General features: G+C 73.5%; 14 protein-coding genes. 5 read left to right on the top strand and 9 right to left on the bottom strand.

Annotated elements, in window-relative coordinates; all coding sequences use genetic code 11:
* Positions 1-16: 16 nt before the first annotated feature.
* The 5 genes from cseC to ACYVMZ_RS34015 all read right to left on the bottom strand — a co-directional run bounded on the left by cseC (position 17) and on the right by ACYVMZ_RS34015 (position 4,646).
* Entirely contained in the window at positions 17-1,483 is a 1,467-nt protein-coding gene (gene cseC / locus ACYVMZ_RS34035; protein WP_461086736.1) for a two-component system sensor histidine kinase CseC, read from the bottom strand.
* Positions 1,372-2,073: a two-component system response regulator CseB gene (gene cseB / locus ACYVMZ_RS34030; RefSeq protein WP_461086657.1), complete on the bottom strand. Its 702-nt coding sequence runs from the start codon at positions 2,071-2,073 to the stop codon at positions 1,372-1,374. Before cseB ends, cseC begins: the two co-directional genes overlap by 112 nt.
* A 215-nt stretch (positions 2,074-2,288) precedes the next feature.
* A complete protein-coding gene (locus ACYVMZ_RS34025; protein ID WP_461086655.1) occupies positions 2,289-2,888 on the bottom strand; it encodes a hypothetical protein in 600 nt (199 codons plus the stop codon).
* Positions 2,889-2,953: 65 nt separating this feature from the next.
* A complete protein-coding gene (locus tag ACYVMZ_RS34020) occupies positions 2,954-3,493 on the bottom strand; it encodes a SigE family RNA polymerase sigma factor (protein WP_461086654.1) in 540 nt (179 codons plus the stop codon).
* 217 nt (positions 3,494-3,710) lie between these two features.
* Positions 3,711-4,646 (bottom strand): HhH-GPD family protein, encoded by a 936-nt coding sequence (locus ACYVMZ_RS34015; RefSeq protein ID WP_461086652.1) that lies wholly within the window; start codon positions 4,644-4,646, stop codon positions 3,711-3,713.
* Positions 4,647-4,881: 235 nt separating this feature from the next.
* Between ACYVMZ_RS34015 and ACYVMZ_RS34010 the strand changes: the two genes are divergently transcribed.
* Together ACYVMZ_RS34010 and ACYVMZ_RS34005 are read left to right on the top strand one after the other, a co-directional pair.
* Positions 4,882-6,549 (top strand): sensor histidine kinase, encoded by a 1,668-nt coding sequence (locus ACYVMZ_RS34010; protein WP_461086650.1) that lies wholly within the window; start codon positions 4,882-4,884, stop codon positions 6,547-6,549.
* A gap of 32 nt (positions 6,550-6,581) precedes the next feature.
* Positions 6,582-7,202 carry a response regulator gene (locus tag ACYVMZ_RS34005; RefSeq protein ID WP_461086734.1) on the top strand — a complete coding sequence of 207 codons (621 nt, stop codon included), beginning with the start codon at positions 6,582-6,584 and terminating at the stop codon, positions 7,200-7,202.
* Between the two features lie 3 nt (positions 7,203-7,205).
* On the opposite strand, the gene ACYVMZ_RS34000 is transcribed toward ACYVMZ_RS34005, so the two are convergent.
* A complete protein-coding gene (locus ACYVMZ_RS34000) occupies positions 7,206-7,856 on the bottom strand; it encodes a phosphatase PAP2 family protein (protein ID WP_461086648.1) in 651 nt (216 codons plus the stop codon).
* A gap of 174 nt (positions 7,857-8,030) precedes the next feature.
* Here ACYVMZ_RS34000 and ACYVMZ_RS33995 point away from each other — a divergent pair, with 174 nt between their 5' ends.
* The gene (locus ACYVMZ_RS33995; protein WP_461086646.1) at positions 8,031-8,882 is read left to right on the top strand and encodes a hypothetical protein; all 852 of its coding nucleotides are present in this window, start codon (positions 8,031-8,033) and stop codon (positions 8,880-8,882) included.
* A gap of 233 nt (positions 8,883-9,115) precedes the next feature.
* Here ACYVMZ_RS33995 and disA read toward each other — a convergent pair whose 3' ends face one another.
* Together disA and radA are read right to left on the bottom strand one after the other, a co-directional pair.
* Positions 9,116-10,240, bottom strand: a complete 1,125-nt coding sequence (disA, locus tag ACYVMZ_RS33990) for a DNA integrity scanning diadenylate cyclase DisA (protein WP_461086644.1) — start codon at positions 10,238-10,240, stop codon at positions 9,116-9,118.
* A gap of 80 nt (positions 10,241-10,320) precedes the next feature.
* A complete protein-coding gene (gene radA, locus ACYVMZ_RS33985; RefSeq protein WP_461086642.1) occupies positions 10,321-11,730 on the bottom strand; it encodes a DNA repair protein RadA in 1,410 nt (469 codons plus the stop codon).
* 194 nt (positions 11,731-11,924) lie between these two features.
* On the opposite strand from radA, the gene ACYVMZ_RS33980 reads away from it, so the two are divergent.
* Positions 11,925-13,649, top strand: coding sequence for a BACON domain-containing protein (locus ACYVMZ_RS33980; RefSeq protein ID WP_461086640.1), 1,725 nt, complete (start codon positions 11,925-11,927; stop codon positions 13,647-13,649).
* A 42-nt stretch (positions 13,650-13,691) separates the two neighbouring features.
* On the opposite strand, the gene ACYVMZ_RS33975 is transcribed toward ACYVMZ_RS33980, so the two are convergent.
* Positions 13,692-14,558 (bottom strand): hypothetical protein, encoded by an 867-nt coding sequence (locus tag ACYVMZ_RS33975; RefSeq protein WP_461086638.1) that lies wholly within the window; start codon positions 14,556-14,558, stop codon positions 13,692-13,694.
* Between the two features lie 107 nt (positions 14,559-14,665).
* Here ACYVMZ_RS33975 and ACYVMZ_RS33970 point away from each other — a divergent pair, with 107 nt between their 5' ends.
* Positions 14,666-15,604 (top strand): Ppx/GppA family phosphatase, encoded by a 939-nt coding sequence (locus ACYVMZ_RS33970; protein WP_461086636.1) that lies wholly within the window; start codon positions 14,666-14,668, stop codon positions 15,602-15,604.
* Positions 15,605-15,612: the final 8 nt, after the last annotated feature.

Below are 15,612 nucleotides of genomic sequence, written 5' to 3'. Positions count from 1 at the left end.
GGCTGAGCCGTCCGCGTCACTGCGGCAGCATCGGATAGCTCCCGGTGTTCGTCGGCGCGTGCTCCGGCAGCCACAGCACGGCGACCGCGCCCTCGGCCGGTACGTGTTCCGGGGCGCCCGGCGTCCGTACGTTGCGGAATGTGAGCCGGGCGCCCAGTACCCGGGCCTGCCCGGCCGCGATGGTCAGGCCGAGCCCGTGGCCGTGGCCGGCGCGGTCCTTGCTGCCGGTGCGGAAGCGGCTCGGGCCCTCGGCCAGCAGGTCCTCGGGGAAGCCGGGCCCGTGGTCGCGGACCCGGATGACCCGGCCCTCCACGGTGACCTGGATCGGCGGCTTGCCGTGCCGGGCGGCGTTCGCCAGCAGGTTGAACAGCACGCGCTCCAGGCGGCGCGGGTCGGTCGTGACCTCCGACTCGTGCACCACGCGCACCTCGACGTCCGGGTCCTTGGCGGCCACCCGCCGGGAGACGAACTCACCCAGCATGATGTCCTGCAGCTCGGCCCGCTCGGAGGCGCCGTCCAGCCGGGCCACCTCCAGCACGTCCTCCACCAGCGTGCGCATGGCCTTGGCCCGGTCCAGCACCAGCTCGGTCGGACGGCCCGGCGGCAGCAGTTCGGCGGCGGTCAGCAGCCCGGTCACCGGGGTGCGCAGCTCGTGCGCGATGTCGGCGGTGACCCGCCGCTCGGCCTCCAGCCGCTGCCGCAGCGCGTCCGCCATCGCGTCCACCGCACTCGCCAGGTCGTCGGTCTCGTCCCGGACGACCCCGCCGATCGCGTCCCGCACCCGTACGTCCGTCTCGCCCCTGGCGACCTGGTTGGCCGCGGCGGCCGCCTTGCGCAGCCGCCGCGACAGGTGCCCGCCGACGAGCACGCCGAGCGCGCTGCCGCCGAGCACCACCGCGATGGAGCCGATCACCAGCGCCTGGTCGAGGTCCTTGAGGATGTCGGAGCTGCGGTCGGTGAAACCGGAGTGCAGGGACATCACATGCCCGTTCTTCAGCGGCACGGCGGCCCATATGTCCGGCGCGCCACCCGGCCGGTCGGCCACGTACGTCGCCCGCCGGCCCGCCTCGACCTTCTCCCGCAGCGCCGCCGGCAGCTCCGGGTCGTCGATCTTGGTGTTGGGGAAGTTCAGCCGCCCGGACAGCTCGTAGTTGCGCTGGGCGATCATGATGCGCTCGTCCGCGAGGTCACGGGCGTTGTCCAGCATCGACACCCGGGCCGCGTTGTGCACGACCAGGCTCAGCACGAGCGCCACGAGGGCGCCGACCAGCGCGATGGCCGCGCTGAGCTTCCATCTCAGGCCCGTACGGATGCCCGCACGCTCCACGCACGCGGCGACCAGGCGCCGGAGGTTCCCCCTCATACCCCTGCTCAGGCCTTCAACTTGTAGCCGAAGCCGCGGACCGTCTCGATACGGTCCTGGCCGATCTTCGTCCGCAGCCGCTGCACATGGACGTCGACGACCCGGGTGTCCCCGCCCCAGCCGTAGTCCCACACGCGCTCCAGCAGCTTGTCGCGGGAGAGCACCGTGCCCGGCGCCGAGGAGAACTCCAGCAGCAGCCGCATCTCGGTCGGCGTCAGCGCCACCGGCTGCCCGGCCCGGCGCACCTCCATGCCCTCGGTGTCGACCTCCAGGTCGCCGAAGGTCAGCACACCGCCGGCGGCGGGGGAGGCCGGCTCCTCGCCCCGGCCGCCGCTCGCGTGCCCGAAGCGGCGCAGCACCGCGCGGATCCGGGCGACCAGGACGGCCCCGTCGAACGGCTTGGTCACGTAGTCGTCGGCGCCCGCCTCCAGGCCCAGGACGACGTCGATGGAGTCGGCCCGCGCCGACAGCATGATCACGGGGACGGTCGACTCGTCCCGGATCCGGCGGCACAGGCTCACCCCGTCCAGCCCGGGCACCATCACGTCCAGCAGCGCGATGTCGGGGCGGTTCGCCCGGAACGCCTCCAGGCCCGACAGACCGTCGGGCATGGCCGTGACCACGAAGCCGTCCCGCTCCAGCGCGAGCTGGGTGGCCTCGCGGATGACGTCGTCGTCCTCGACGAACAGGACGTGGGTCTGGTCTGCCATCCCGGTGCTCTCAGTTCTCGTGTGATCTCGTGATCTCGTCAATCTCAGGTGTTCACCGGCTCCCCTGGGCGGACGCGGGAAACGCGTGCCAGGTTCACCGGTACGTCCCCCGGTTCGCGCGGCCGTACGGCTCACACTGCCCGGTCCGTCGGCCCGTACGGTTCACGCCGCCCGGTCCGTCGGCCCGTACGGCCGGTGCGCGCCGTGTCCGCGCCTCAGCTGTCGGGGACCGGCGACGCCTCGTCGCCGACGACCTTGCCGTAGTCGTTGTGGATGCGGTACTCCTCGGTGAACCGGCCGGAGGTCCAGCGGTACGTGATCACGTTCTCGCCGGACGGACTCGACACCGGGTCGCCCTTCTCATACACCTGCTTGGTCACGACCAGGTCGCCGCGGTCGATCTCCGCGTAGACCGGCGGCTCCTCGGCCTTGAACACATTCTTGTACGCGCCGTCCTGCTCGCGATACACGTAGCTGCCGACACCCACCGCGTCGCCGCAGGTCAGCACGTTGACGACGACGTCGTCGGCCGAGCCCCCGGTCAGGTTGCCATAGCTCACGTCGACGGGGTACTCGTCGGCGACGCACGGCTTCAGCTCCCGCTTGACCTGCTTGGAGACCTTCGGGTCGGCCATGACGAGCTTGACCGCGTTCACGCGGTCGGGGGTCTTCGAGGGCGCGGCCGACGGTGAGGCGGTGGCGCCCGCCACCGAGTCGGCGTGCGCCGGGCCCTCGTCACGGGCGCCGGTGCCGCCCGTGGCGCAGGCGGACGTGAAAAGGGTGAGGGCGGCGAACACGGCCGTCGCCGTGATCACCGCCGGGATGGTTCCCCTGACCCGGGTGGGCCCCGCGCCGGTGGCCCTGGGGGGCGGCGTTCTGGCTAGGCCGCGCAACGCTCCCGCTCCTCACGCTCCAGCGCGCGTGCGTCCAGATCGCGGGCCTCCAGCTCCTCGCGGAGCCGGGCGAGCGCCCGGTGCAGCGTGCTCTTGACCGTTCCGGCCGACATGCCGAGGGCGGCGGCCGTCTCCTCCGTGGACATCTGCTCCAAGTGTCGCAGCACGACGACGCTGCGCTGCTTGGGGGCGAGCACCTTCATGACGTCCATCAGCAGGGCGCGGTCCGCGTGCTGCTCGGTGGAGTCGTCGACCGAGGCGTCCGGGAGCTGCTCGGTCGGCACCTCCTCCAGCTTGCGGGCCCGCCACCACTCCGTCCGCGTGTTGATCATGACCCGGCGCAGGTAGGCGTCCGCCAGCCGCTTGTCCTCGATGGTCTCCCAGCGGCCGTACGTCCGCACCAGCGCGGTCTGCAGCAGGTCCTGCGCGTCCACCGGGTCCGGGACCAGCCGGCGGGCGCTGCGCAGCAGCGCGTCCTGCCGGGTGCGGACGTACTCCTCGAACTCGAGCACCTCGCCCTGCGCCATGTCCAACCGCCTCCGATTCCCCGTGACCGGCGCGTCCTTGCCGCCGGGTTCTTCTCTGTCCGTGGTGATGGACAAGAAGCTACGGAGGGGTTGTCACGGCGCTGTCCGAGCCAGCCCGCGACTAGCGCTCGGCTGTGCGTCGGTTGTGTAACAGCCGTCAGATCCGGGTAAAGCGCTGGCCTGGTTGAGGCGGTTACGGGGCGATTTGGGCGTCGGCTTACGTCAACGGCAGCCGATACAAACCACCCGGCAGTGGCTCCACGAGTCCGTCGGCGACGAGACCGTCCAGAGCGCGGGCGCGCTGCACCGGCTCGTGCCACACGCGGTCCAGGGCCGCCTGCGGAACCGGACCGTGCGCCTCCCGCAACACGGCCAGCAGCCGGCCGCGCACCTGACGGTCGGTGCCCGCGTACGTCTGGCCGCGGCGTGGCGGGCCGTCGTGGGCCGGCTTGCCCGCCAGCCGCCAGGCGCACTGCGCGGCGATCGGGCAGCGGTGGCAGGACTCGCTCTTCGCGGTGCACACCAGAGCGCCCAGCTCCATGGAGGCGGCGGCCCAGCGGGCGGCGGTCCGCTCGTCGTCCGGCAGCAGCGCGCGGGCCAGCTTGCGTTCGGCGGCCGTGGTGGCGTTCGGCGGGTACTGCACGCCGGTGACCGCCCGGGCGAAGACCCGGCGGACGTTGGTGTCCAGCACGGGGTGCCGCCGCCCGTACGCGAAGGAGGCCACGGCCGCGGCGGTGTACTCGCCGATGCCGGGCAGCGCGAGCAGCTGGGCGTGGTCGGCCGGTACGTCGCCGCCGTGCCGCTCCGTTATGGCGACGGCGGCGCCGTGCAGCCGCAGGGCGCGGCGCGGGTAGCCGAGCCGGCCCCAGGCCCGGACGGCCTCGCCGGGGGCCTCCTTGGCGAGGTCTGCGGGGCGCGGCCAGCGGGCCATCCACTGCTCGTAGACCGGCAGGACCCGGTTCACCGGCGTCTGCTGGAGCATGAACTCACTGACCATCACCCCCCAGGCACCGGCCTCCGGGCGCCGCCACGGCAGGTCGCGGGCGTTTTCGTCGAACCAGTCGATGACAAGGCTGTGCAGCGGCTGACCGAGGGGGTGCTCGGGGCTGGGGTCGGACGGGCTGGTGTGCGGGGGTTTCGTGGGCGCAGTCATGGCCTTTCGATCCTGCCATGCCGGGCCGGGCCGGTCGGGTACGTGCGGGTGCGTGTGACTGCGGGTCGTGGCGCGACCCGGTCCCTGGGCGCTGCGGATCCCAGACCCTCGCGTTCGGCCTGACGGCCTCGTCCGCAAGCGCCGGACGGGCTGTTACCGCCCGGCCGGCATCGGGAGGTCACACCTGACGATCGGCAGCAGTGCCGCCCCGCCGCCCGCTTGTAGCGTCGGGCGGATGGAACGTCCTTGTCTTGCCCGGCTCGGCAGAGGTGCCCTCCTCTGGGCGGCCCTCGCCCTCCCCGCGGTCACGGCGGACCGGCTCGGACTGAACGAGCCGCGTCCCGCCTGGCAGCAACTGGCCGGCCTCGGTGTGCTGGCCGCGGCCGCCGCCGTGTCCCGGCGGCAGCCCCTGGCGGCCTTCGGGCTGACGGCCGTACTGAGTCTGGCCGGCGCCCCGGCGCTGTTCACCGTCTCCTATGGCCCGGCGCTCGGCGTGTTCGCGCTGCTGCTCGGCCTGCGGGCGGCCCGGGTGCGTCCCGCGGCGGTGGCCTTCGCGGCCCTCGGCGGCGTCGGCCTGGTGAAGATCGCGCTGGTCGGAGTCGACCCGGCCCCGGAACGGTTCGTCCTGACCGGCACCCTGCTCTTCGGCTGCGTCCTGCCCTGGCTGGGCGGCCGCTACTGGCGGCAGCACCGCGAACTGGCCGAGGCCGGCTGGCTTCGGGCCGCCCGGCTGGAGGAGGAGCAGCGCCTGACGGAGGAACGCGCCCGGCTGCGCGAACGGGCCCGCATCGCCCAGGACATGCACGACTCCCTGGGCCACGAGCTGAGCCTCATCGCCCTGCGCGCCGGTGTCCTCCAGGTCGCCGCCGACCTCCCGGAGCACCACCGCACCGCCGCCGCCGAGCTGCGCGCGGCCGCCGCCGACGCCACCGACCGGCTGCACCGCATCATCGGCGTCCTGCGGGAGGACGACGAGCCGGTGCCGCTGACCCCGGCGGGCGAGACCATGGAGCAACTCGTCGCGAGGGCCGCCGAGTCGGGCCTGCCGGTCCGCTGGGAACCGGGCACCATGGCTACGGTCCTGGAGCCCGGCGGGGTCGCCGAGCGGCTGCTGCACCGGGTGGTGCGCGAGGCGCTGACCAACGCGGCACGGCACGCGCCGGGCGCACCGGTCGTCGTGGCGGTGACGGGGGACGGACGCGGGGTGGCGGTCACCATCACCAACGGACGGGCCACGCAGGAGAGTTCCCGGCCGTCCGGTGGCGGCTCGGGCCTGCTCGGCCTGCGCGCCGCGGTGACCGCCGTCGGCGGCACCTTCGAGGCGGGGCCCCACGGGGAGGGATTCCGGGTCCGGGCGTACGTCCCCACCCAGCAGACCACCGCCGCACCGCGCGCCCCTTCGGCACCCTTCGCCCACGCCCGCCGCCGGGTCGCCGTCGGCCTCGGTGCCGCCGCCTGCGCGGGCGTCGCCCTGGTCGGCGCGGCCTTCGGCTGGTACGCCTACACGGAGACGCACTCGGTGCTGGAGCCCGCCGCGTACACGAAGCTGCGCCTGGGCACCCCGGCCGCCGAGGCCGCACGGGTCCTGCCGGACCGGGACGTCGACGACCCGCCCGACGACCGGGCCCCGGCGCCACCGCCCGCCGCCGACTGCCGCTACTACCGCGCGAGCGGTGAACTCCTCGTCTCCGTCGACCACTTCAGGCTCTGCTTCGCCGAAGGGCGGCTCGTCGCCAAGGACGTGGTCCCGCGCGCCGGACTGGCCCGCGAAGGACGCGAGGAATACGAGGAATACGCGGAATACGAGGGCCACGCAGGCAACGAGGAAGACACGGAAGACCCGGAACACAGGGAACGCATGCAACACACCGAACACAGGGAACACAGGGAGCTCGCACAGTGACGATCCGGGTCCTGCTGGCCGACGACGAGACGATGGTGCGGGCGGGCGTACGCGCCATCCTCGCAAGCAGCGGCGAGACAGAGGTCGTCGCCGAGGCGGGCGACGGGCGGGAGGCGGTCGAGCTGGCCCGGGCCCACCGCCCGGACGTGGCCCTGCTCGACATCCGCATGCCGCGCCTGGACGGACTCGCGGCGGCCGAGGAGATCGTGCGGACCGTGCCCGGCACGGCCGTCGCGATGCTGACCACCTTCTCGGAGGGCGCCTACGTGGCCCGCGCCCTCGGCGGCGGCGCGACGGGGTTCCTCCTCAAGTCCGGGGACCCGTACGAACTCATCGCCGGTGTACGCGCGGTGGCGGGCGGCGCCGCCTTCCTGTCGCCGAAGGTGGCCCGGTACGTCATCGAGGACCTCGGCGGGGGCCGGCTCACCCGTGAGGCCCACGCACGCGCGCGCGTGGCCGAGTTGAGCCCGCGCGAGCGCGAGGTGCTCGGCCTGGTCGGCGCCGGCCTGTCCAACCCGGAGATCGCCGCCCGGCTGCACCTGGTGGAGGGCACCGTGAAGGCGTACGTGAGCGCGGTCCTGGACCGGCTGGGGGTGCGCAACCGGGTGCAGGCGGCGATCGTGGCGTACGAGGCGGGGCTGGCGGAGCCGTGAGGCTCAGCGGTGGCGGGCGGGGGACCGGGGGCTGACGTACTGCGCGCGGGCCGGGCCCGGCCCGGTGAACCACCGTACGGCGGGTGCCCGCGAGCCGCGCATCGCCTCGGCCAGCCTGGTCGCCGGGCGTATGGCCAGGCGTACGGCGACCAGGGCGACGACCGCGCCGAGGGCGAGGCCCGCGACGACGTCGTGCGGGTAGTGCACGCCCACGAAGACGCGCGAGAAGGCCATGAGCAGGGCCAGCGGGGCGGTCAGCCACACCAGCGCGCGGCGCGCCAGGACGAGGGTGACGGCCGCGGCGCCTGAGATCGTCGCGTGGTTGCTGGGGAAGGACCAGTCGCCGTGCGGCGGGCAGACGGCGAGGGACGGGGCCGCCCCGGCGACCGCGCGGCACGGACGCTCCTCCGCGACACCGGACTTGAGCACCTCACTGCACACGTACGCCACGGCCGTGGCCAAAGGGGCGAGGGCCGCGATCGCGAACGCGTGAGGATCGCCGCGGCGGGACCGCCACCAGGCGGCGGCGAACAGCGCGACGAAGACCAGCAGCCCGGCCTCCGTCCCGATTTCCGCGGTGTGCTGCACCCACGTCGGGGTGTCATGAGCGAGGTCGGTGATGTCGCGGTAGAGCCCGGCGTCGTCGAAGTCCATGGTCACGGACCGTAGGCGGCGCGCCGTTGCCGTCACATCCTGCGATCGTCATGCCCCGCACCTGACGAAAGTCAGGGGTGCGAAGGGTTTTCCGGGATGATGATCCTGAAAAGTTGTGGCTCTCAGCGGCGGGTGGGACAAGCGAACGCGCCGATCTCTCGTACAGTTTCCGCCGTGGGATCTCTGCGCAATCCGGTCGGGCCGCTTCCCTCCTCCATCTACTGGCGTCGGAGGGCCGTACTGCTGTCTGTGATCGCCCTGTTGGCGCTGCTGATCACGTGGATCGTCACGTCCGGCGGCGGGGGCGGGAAGGACAGCGACAACGGAGCCAACGGCAAGAATCCCGCGCCCACGATCGCTCCGGGCCCGTCGAGTTCGGGGCCCGCGATCAGCCAGGCGCCGGGCGGGCGCGACGAGCCGGGGAGCGGATCCGGGTCCGGGTCCGGTGGGGCGTCTTCCGGCAGTGGGGACGGGTCCGGTGACGGGTCGGGGTCCGGGTCCGGCGGCTCCGGTGGGGCCGACGGATCGGTCGGCGGGGCCGGTGGCATCGCCGGCGGTGGTTCGCAGGGCGGTACGACCGCCGGTGTCGGAGCGGGGGACACGCTGCCGGCCGGTTCCACGCTGCCCAACTGCACCGCGAGCGTGGTCAAGTTCAGTCTGCGGAGCGTGCGCAACACGTACGAGCCCGGGCAGACGCCGACGTTTCTGCTGACCGCGCGAAACATCTCCGGGAACGACTGCAAGGTCGATCTCGGGCCCAAGAACGCGGTGTTGACGATCACTCAGGCGAACGGGGACGACGAGTACTGGTCGTCGGCGGACTGCCCCAAGGGGGCGGGGAGCCTGGTGTTCCGGGTGCCGTCGGAGAACAGCATCACGTACACCGTGAAGTGGGATCGCAAGCCGAGCGCTCCGCAGTGCGCGACGCCTCCGGCGGGGTCGGCGGGGGCCGGGACGTATCTGGTGGAGGCGAAGGCTCCGGGGTTTGCGAAGGTGCAGACGTCGTTTGTGCTGGAGGCTGATTAGACGTCGTCAGAGGGTTGTCGGTCGTCGGGGCGAGGCGGGGGTCGGGTGCGCGGCCCGGCGCTGCGGGGCGCCTCCCCAGGCTCTCGGCTTCTCCCTCAAGTTCTCGGCTTCTCCCCCAAGTTCTCGGCTTCGTTCGAACAGGGGGGACCCCCATGAACCTGGGGGATCCCCAAGAGCAGGGGGGACCCCCATCGCCCCAGGCGGCACGAATCCCCGCGGCCGGCGGTCTCAGCTCAGACGTACCGCTCCAGGATCGAGCTCTCCGCCAGTCGCGACAGCCCCTCCCGGACACTCCGCGCCCGTGCCTCGCCCACGCCGTCCACCGTCTGGAGGTCGTCGACGCTGGCGGCGAGGAGCTTCTGGAGGCCGCCGAAGTGTTCGACCAGGCGGTCGATGATCGCGCCGGGCAGCCTCGGCACCTTGGCCAGGAGGCGGAAGCCGCGCGGGGAGACCGCCGAGTCCAGGGTTTCCGGGGAGCCGGTGTAGCCCAGGGCGCGGGCGACCGTCGGGAGCTCGAGGAGTTCCGCGTGGGTGAGGGCGTCGAGTTCGGCCAGGGCCTCGTCGACCGTGCGGGAGCGCTTGGCCGTGGGCTCGGGGACGTAGTCCCGCACGACCAGCTCGCGCTCGGGCTCCACGCCGGCGATCAACTCGTCCAGCTGGAGGGCCAGCAGGCGGCCGTCCGTGCCGAGCTCCACCACGTACTCGGCGATCTCGGTGGCGATGCGGCGGACCATCTCCAGGCGCTGGGCGACCGCCGAGACGTCCCGGACGGTCACCAGGTCCTCGATCTCCAGCGCTGACAACGTTCCCGCGACCTCGTCGAGGCGGAGCTTGTAGCGCTCCAGGGTCGCCAGGGCCTGGTTGGCGCGGGACAGGATCGCCGCCGAGTCCTCCAGGACGCGGCGCTGGCCGTCGACGTAGAGCGCGATCAGGCGCATGGACTGGGAGACCGAGACGACCGGGAAGCCGACCTGCTTGCTGACGCGGTCCGCCGTGCGGTGCCGGGTGCCCGTCTCCTCCGTCGGGATCGTGGGGTCCGGGACCAGCTGGACGCCCGCCCTGAGGATCTTGGACAGGTCCGAGGACAGCACGATGCCGCCGTCCAGCTTGCACAGCTCGCGCAGACGGGTCGCCGTGAACTCGACGTCCAGGACGAAACCGCCGGTGCACATCGCCTCGACGGTCTTGTCGGAGCCGAGCACGATCAGACCGCCGGTGTTGCCACGGAGCACGCGCTCCAGGCCGTCACGCAGGGGCGTGCCGGGTGCGACGGCGCTCAGTGAGGCGCGCATCAGGCCATCGGTACCGGCACTCCCACCGGACTTTCCGGGAGCTGCTGCCCGGTCGTTGGCTGCCACTGCACTCCTCCGGTCGCAGGTTCTGGGGCGCTCCCGTTTCGCACACACGGTCGTACGGACGGGCGAGACCTGGGCAAAGTCTACCGGCGGTCCTCCGTCTCCCGTGGGGCCTCTCGGCGACGGGAGCGGGGAAGGACCCGCAGGGCGTCCCCTATGTCCGCGACTTCCAGGACCTTCATACCGGGCGGGATCTTGCCCGGATCACCCGGTACGAGGGCGTGCGTGAAGCCCAGGCGGTGCGCTTCGGCGAGCCGGCGCTGCACGCCCGTGACCCGTCTGACCTCGCCCGCGAGGCCGACCTCGCCGATCGCGACGAGGTTCTTGGGCAGCGGGGTGTCACTGGCCGCCGAGGCCAGGGCGAGGGCGACGGCCAGGTCCGCGGCCGGCTCGGACAATTTCACACCGCCGACCGTCGCGGAGTAGATGTCCCGCTTGCCCAAAGCGCTGATTCTGCCCCGCTGTTCCAGCACCGCGAGCATCATCGAGACGCGGGAGGTCTCCAGGCCGGAGGTCGTGCGGCGGGGCGAGGGGATCTGCGAGTCGACCGTGAGCGCCTGGACCTCGGCCACCAGCGGGCGGCGGCCCTCCAGGGTGACGGTCAGGCAGGTGCCGGGGACCGGTTCGGCCCGACGTGTCAGGAAAAGTCCGCTCGGGTCGGCAAGGCCCGTGATGCCCTCGTCGTGCAGTTCGAAGCAGCCGACCTCGTCGGTGGTGCCGTAGCGGTTCTTGACGCCCCGTACGAGACGCAGGCGCGCGTGCCGGTCGCCCTCGAAGTGCAGGACGACGTCCACGAGGTGTTCGAGGAGGCGCGGCCCGGCGATCGCGCCGTCCTTGGTGACATGGCCCACAAGGAGGGTCGACATGCCGCGCTCCTTGGAGGCCCGGATCAGGGCCCCGGCGACCTCCCGGACCTGCGCCATGCCGCCGGGGGCGCCGTCGATCTCGGGGGAGGCCACCGTCTGCACCGAGTCGAGGATCAGCAGCGACGGCTTCACCGCGTCCAAGTGGCCGAGCACGGCCGCCAGGTCGGTCTCGGCGGCGAGGTAGAGGTGGTCGTCGATGGCGTGGATGCGGTCGGCGCGCAGCCGGACCTGGCTCGCCGACTCCTCGCCCGTCACGTACAGCGTCCGGTGCTCCTCGCTCGCCGACTTGGCCGCCACGTCGAGCAGGAGCGTCGACTTTCCGACGCCGGGCTCGCCCGCGACCAGCACCACCGCGCCCGGCACCAGCCCGCCGCCGAGCACCCGGTCCAGCTCGGGCACGCCGGTGGAGCGGGCGGTGGCCTGGCGGCCGTCGACCTGGCCGATGGGCACGGCGGAGGTCGTGACCCGCCCCGGCGTCGTCGTACGGACCGCGGGCGTGCCGTACTCCTCGACCGTGCCCCACGCCTGGCACTCGGGGCAGCGGCCGAGCCACTTGGCCGTCTGCCAGCCGCACTCCGTGCAGCGGTAGGACGGGCGGTCCTTCGTGGTCTTGGTACGGGCAGCCATGGTGGGAACCGTAGCCTGCGGCACTGACAGCGGGAGGGCCGACCGGGCGGCTCGCCTCGCGCCGGCCTCCCGCCACCCCGCGCCAGCGGCGGAGCCAGGGGTCGTATCCCCTATTGAGGGATCGTTTCACCCGTACGGATTAAAAGTGCTCAAGGCGCGAGAAGGCACCACCCCCGGCCCCCTACGGTCGCCGGATGATGAGCAGCAGTCCGGAGACCCCGACCCGCACGACCGGCACGACCGGCGCGCACCGGGCGCGCCGGGAGGCGCGCGACCGCACTGCCGCGCGCACGCTGGCGCAGCGGCCGCCCGCGCGCTACGAGCCGTACCTGGATGGCCTGTTCACCTACTGCCTGTCCGTGCTGTGCGACCACGACGCGGCGATCGCCGCCCTGGGCGACGTCCTCGCGCTCGCCGAGCGCCGCGGCCGCAGCGTCCCGGAGGCCGCCGGGGACCGCCGGGCCTGGCTGTACGCACTGGCCCGCTGGGCGTGCCTGCGCAAGCTGGCCGAGGCCAAGCAGAAACGTCAGGCCACCCACGCGGCGGGCCGCACCACCGACCGGCAGCGGGCCGCGCAGCCGGCCGATCCGCCCGTGTCCGAGGAGGTCCTGGAGCAGCGCCGGCGCGAACTGGCCCTGCTGGCCTGGCCGGAGGCCGCCGGCACCACCCCGGAGCAGCGCGAGGCACTCGAGCTGGCCGTGCGCCACCACCTCGCCGCCCACGAGGTCGCCGCCGTCCTCGGCCTGGAGGCGGCCGCCGCCCGCGAGCTGCTCGCCTCCGCCGCCTGCGAGGTGGAGCGCACCCGCGCGGCCCTCGCCGTCGTCGAGACCGGCACCTGCCCGAGTGTGGCGCACCTCACCGGCGACCAGCAGTTCGTGCTCAGCGCGGCCCTGCGCCGCGAACTCGTGCGGCACGTCGACGACTGCCCGCGATGTCGCCGTACCGCCGAGCGCGCGATCCCCGGCCGCTGGCCCGGCACCAGCGTCACACCCGCCGAGCTGCCCGTCCTTCCGGCACCCCGCGCGGCCGTGCACGCCGCCCTGGCGCACCACCCGCGCGTGCGGCGCGCCGCACCCCGCTTCGACCGGCGCGGCTTCCCGATGGACCCCAAGGACCACGCGGCCCGAAGAGACCGCCTACGCGCGCGTGCCGTCACCACGACCGTCGTCGCCACCGTCGTCGCGGCCCCCGTGCTCGCCCTGTGGGCCGCCTACCGGGGCACCGCCGTCGGCGAGGCCCAGGACGGCCGCTCGGCCTCCGCGCGCGAGGCGGACCACCCCGCCGGCCTCGACGGCGAGATGGCCGGCAGCGGCTACGAGAACGCGGGCAACGCCCGCACCCGGCCCGATCCCCGCTTCGGGAGGGACGGCAGGCCCGACGTCTCCGTCGAGGTCCGCAGCGTCGCGGGCCGCAAGGGCGCCGCCCGCCTGGAGGTCACGGCCGGCCACCACGGCGACACCACCCTCGTCACGCTGGTCGCGACCGGCTCCGCACCGGTGGCCTGGTCCGCGTCCACCGGAGCCCACTGGCTCTACCTGAGCCAGTCCTCGGGAACGCTCCGGCCCGGCCAGTCGTTGACGATCAAGGTGTACGTCGACCATCTGCGCGAGCCGTCCGGCCCCTGGCGCGCCCAGGTGGCGATCGCACCCGCCGGCGCCGTCGTCTCCATCAGGGGCTACGGCACCGCGCCCAGCCCCTCCGGCCCGGGCCCCCGCCCGGTTCCCCGCCCCAGCTTCCCGAGCGACCCGCCCCCGAGCCACCCGGACCCGACCCCCACGCCCTCGGCGTCCACGCCGAGCGACCCGCCCCCGTCGTCGCCCGGCCCGGACCCCACGCCCACGCCGTCCGAGCCGACCGACCCGGCGAGCCAGGCACCACCGCCCGGCGACGGCGGCGACCCGAGCCCGTCGATGCCGTAGGCCCTGCCGCCGTCGATGTCGCAAGCCCTCAGGCTGTTGTGCTCAGTCGACGGGATCCGCCGGATGCGGGGCCAGCAGCGGCAGGCGCGAGGCCAGCCGCTCCTCGCACAGCTCGACCAGGCGGTCGTAGCCGGCCTTGCCCATCAGCTCGGTCAGCTCGGCCCGGTAGGAGACGTACACCGGCTCGCCCGCGCCGTGCGCCGAGGTCGCCGACGTGCACCACCAGTGCAGGTCGTGACCGCCCGGGCCCCAGCCGCGGCGGTCGTACTCACCGATCGAGATCTGCAGCACGCGCGTGTCGTCGGGCCGGTCGATCCACTCGTAGGTCCGCCGGATCGGCAGCTGCCAGCACACGTCCGGCTTGGTCTCCAGCGGCTCGCGGCCCTCCCTCAGGGCCAGGATGTGCAGCGAGCAGCCCGCGCCACCCGCGAAGCCGGGCCGGTTCTGGAAGATGCACGAGCCCTGGAACGGGCGGGTCTGGCGGTCGCCGTCCTCGTCCTCCGAGACCCAGCCGCCGCGCGTGCCCTCGGCGTGGTGCTGCCAGATGTCCGGCGTGAGCCTCGCCACATGCTCGGCGACCCGCTTCTCGTCGTCCTCGTCGGAGAAGTGGGCGCCCAGCGTGCAGCACCCGTCGTCGGCGCGGCCCGCCTGGATGCCCTGGCAGCCGCTGCCGAAGATGCACTTCCAGCGAGAGGTCAGCCAGGTCAGATCGCAGCGGAAGACCTGCTCGTCGTCCGCCGGATCAGGGAATTCCACCCACGCGCGCGCGAAGTCGAGGCCCTTCTCGTCGTCCATCAGCGCCTTCCCCGACTTCCTCGGTGCTGTCACCTGCGAAGAACCCTTTGTCCCTTTGCCCTTCTTGGCAGGGTTGGTCGCCTTTTCGTCCTTCGCCTTTTTCGTCTTTGGCACGCGACCAGGGTAAGACTCCCCGGGCCCGGTCCGGGACGGCTCCCGGATCCCCTTCCGGGACGGCTCCGGGGACGGAGATCCGCCCTGCTGGCAGTAGCGTTCCCCCCATGAGACTCGGTGTCCTCGACGTGGGATCGAACACGGTGCATCTGCTGGTGGTGGACGCACACCCCGGCGCGCGGCCGCTGCCGGCGCACTCGCACAAGGCGGAACTGCGCCTCGCGGAGCTCCTCGACGACAACGGAGCGATCGGCCCCGACGGGGTCGACCGGCTGGTCTCGGTCGTCCGCGAGGCGCTCCAGGCCGCCGAGGACAAGGGCGTCGAGGACCTGCTGACGTTCGCGACCTCCGCCGTGCGGGAGGCCGGCAACGCCGACGACGTCCTCGCGCGCGTACAGGCCGAGACCGGCGTCGAGCTGTCCGTCCTCACCGGCGAGGAGGAGGCCCGGCTCACCTTCCTCGCCGCCCGCCGCTGGTACGGCTGGTCGGCCGGAAAGCTGCTCGTCCTGGACATCGGGGGTGGCTCCCTGGAGATCGCCTACGGCATGGACGAGGACCCCGACGCCGCCGTGTCACTGCCGCTGGGCGCCGGCCGCCTCACCGCCGGCTGGCTGCCCGGCGACCCGCCCGACCCGGAGGACGTCCGCGCGCTGCGCCGTCACGTCCGGGCCGAGATCGCCCGTACGGTCGGCGAGTTCAGCCGCCTCGGCGCGCCCGACCACGTGGTGGCCACGTCGAAGACCTTCAAGCAGCTCGCCCGGATCGGCGGCGCGGCACGCTCCGCCGAGGGCCTGTACGTCCAGCGGGAGCTGAAGCGCCAGTCCCTGGAGTCCTGGGTGCCACGGCTCGCCGGCATGACCGCCGCCGAGCGCGCCGAACTCCCGGGAGTCTCGGAGGGCAGGGCGGGACAGCTGCTCGCGGGGGCCCTGGTCGCCGAGGGCGCGATGGATCTGTTCGGGGTCGAGACGCTGGAGATCTGCCCGTGGGCGCTGCGGGAGGGCGTGATCCTGCGGCGGCTTGATCACATGGGGTCGGCAGACACCTGAGGGGCGCG

The organism is Streptomyces deserti (genome assembly GCF_054782695.1).
This window is presented reverse-complemented; position numbering and strand designations above follow the sequence as displayed.

What these genes read in the sequence shown, in the direction of transcription:
- ACYVMZ_RS34010 (WP_461086650.1), top strand. Translation starts at nt 4,882, where the DNA reads ATGGAACGTCCTTGTCTTGCCCGGCTCGGCAGAGGTGCCCTCCTCTGG.
- ACYVMZ_RS34005 (WP_461086734.1), top strand. Translation starts at nt 6,582, where the DNA reads ATGGTGCGGGCGGGCGTACGCGCCATCCTCGCAAGCAGCGGCGAGACA.
- cseB (WP_461086657.1), bottom strand. Translation starts at nt 2,073, where the DNA reads ATGGCAGACCAGACCCACGTCCTGTTCGTCGAGGACGACGACGTCATC.
- ACYVMZ_RS33970 (WP_461086636.1), top strand. Translation starts at nt 14,666, where the DNA reads ATGAGACTCGGTGTCCTCGACGTGGGATCGAACACGGTGCATCTGCTG.
- radA (WP_461086642.1), bottom strand. Translation starts at nt 11,730, where the DNA reads ATGGCTGCCCGTACCAAGACCACGAAGGACCGCCCGTCCTACCGCTGC.
- ACYVMZ_RS34020 (WP_461086654.1), bottom strand. Translation starts at nt 3,493, where the DNA reads ATGGCGCAGGGCGAGGTGCTCGAGTTCGAGGAGTACGTCCGCACCCGG.
- ACYVMZ_RS34000 (WP_461086648.1), bottom strand. Translation starts at nt 7,856, where the DNA reads ATGGACTTCGACGACGCCGGGCTCTACCGCGACATCACCGACCTCGCT.
- ACYVMZ_RS34015 (WP_461086652.1), bottom strand. Translation starts at nt 4,646, where the DNA reads ATGACTGCGCCCACGAAACCCCCGCACACCAGCCCGTCCGACCCCAGC.
- ACYVMZ_RS33980 (WP_461086640.1), top strand. Translation starts at nt 11,925, where the DNA reads ATGATGAGCAGCAGTCCGGAGACCCCGACCCGCACGACCGGCACGACC.